The organism is Psychrobacter sp. T6-1 (genome assembly GCF_052258445.1).
In genome coordinates, this window is record NZ_JBQQFC010000455.1 from 1 (window position 1) to 1,415 (window position 1,415).

The window sequence follows — 1,415 nt, forward strand, 5'->3', positions numbered from 1 at the left end:
GGCTGCAAGCCCAAATCATCGCCCAAGCGTTTGGGCGAGAACCTAGGCAAGGACAATTTGGCGGTGATATCACGCGCCACGTGCCGATACGCCAATGAGTGAAAAGTACGGCAATCAACGTGTGGGGGGAATTTCGCTCGCGCATCGTTAGCGATTGCTTTGTTAAAAGCTAAGTATAAACCGCGCCCGCGCAAGCGCTCCCCGATAAGCTTAAGCGTCGTCGTTTTACCCGCACCTGCATAGGCCACTACTTTAAATGACTTTTGATCCATCGCCATATTAAGTGCATTTAGCTGCTCATCGGTGGGGTCGGTCATATAAGCGGGCATAGATGCAGACATAAAGGTTACCTAAGGTATGAAAGCTTATTTGCTCAAGCTAAAGTATTGGAATATGGGCAAAACAGCAGGGGCAAAAAAAGCCACTGTATTGGCAATGGCTGAGGTGCAATTAAAGGTAAAAATAAGCAAAAGCAAACGGGTGAAAAGCTAAGCTATAGTAGCAGATTGCGCGCCCTACTTTAAGTCAAAAAACCCATAAATTCACCTACTTATCTAATTTAACGGCTGCTGTCGAATCAGCGTTAGGTTCTTTTTTTATCAAAATTTTTGCCAAAAATAGTCCCAGCTCAAACAATAACCACATCGGAAACGCGAGCATTAGCATAGAGACGCCATCAGGCGGCGTGACTACCGCTGCAATCGCAAAACAGCCGACGATAATATAGCGGCGTTTATCTTCTAAGCTGTCAATGGAGACAATACCAGCCAATATCAACAACAAGGTCACTACTGGAATCTCAAAGGTTACGCCAAAGACCATAAATAGTTTTAGAGCAAAGCTTAAATAACTATCGATATCTGTCATTGGCAGCACATTTTGCGGTGCAAACACGATAAAGAATTTGAGCACGCCTTTGAGCACCACAAAATAGGCAAAAGCTACGCCTGCATAGAATAAAACAATAGAAGAAAATAGAACGGGGATAGCGACTTTTTTCTCTTTTTTATACAGTCCTGGGGCGACAAAAGACCAGATTTGATACAAGATATAGGGCATCGCAAAGAACGCGGCGACAAATATGGTCAAGCGTATCGGCGCCATAAAGTTTGAGGTAATGTCAGTTGCGATCATCGTCGAGTTGGCAGGTAGCTGCGCCACTAGCGGATCTGACAAAAAGTCATACAGCTCACGGGAGAACCCAACTAGCGCCAAAAAGATAATCAAGATAGCCGCGCAAATCTTTATCAGATGCGCTCGCAGTTCTATCAAATGCTCAGTGATAGGCATATCGGCAAATGCGCCTGACAAGTTACCTGTTGAGGTGAGCTCCTCATCAGTTGCTATTTTTTCTTGGCGACTTTTTTGCCGCTTAAATAGCTTCATCAGTCAGCCTCCGAGATATTTTTAGAGGC

The 1,415-nt window shown here is 44.7% G+C and carries 3 protein-coding genes; 1 reads left to right on the forward strand and 2 read right to left on the reverse strand.

The genetic code is table 11. The annotated features are described in order from the left end of the window. Positions 1 to 341: DEAD/DEAH box helicase family protein (locus ACTXGO_RS13745; RefSeq protein ID WP_459112936.1), on the reverse strand; the 341-nt coding region annotated here is incomplete at its 3' end. A 16-nt stretch (positions 342 to 357) separates the two neighbouring features. Between ACTXGO_RS13745 and ACTXGO_RS13750 the strand changes: the two genes are divergently transcribed. Next, on the forward strand, positions 358 to 492 hold the full coding sequence (locus ACTXGO_RS13750; RefSeq protein ID WP_435949794.1) for a hypothetical protein: 135 nt from the start codon (positions 358 to 360) through the stop codon (positions 490 to 492). 54 nt (positions 493 to 546) lie between these two features. Here the strand turns inward: ACTXGO_RS13750 and tatC are convergent, their stop codons facing one another. Then, on the reverse strand, positions 547 to 1,386 hold the full coding sequence (gene tatC, locus ACTXGO_RS13755) for a twin-arginine translocase subunit TatC (RefSeq protein ID WP_435949793.1): 840 nt from the start codon (positions 1,384 to 1,386) through the stop codon (positions 547 to 549). Between the last annotated feature and the right edge of the window lie 29 nt (positions 1,387 to 1,415).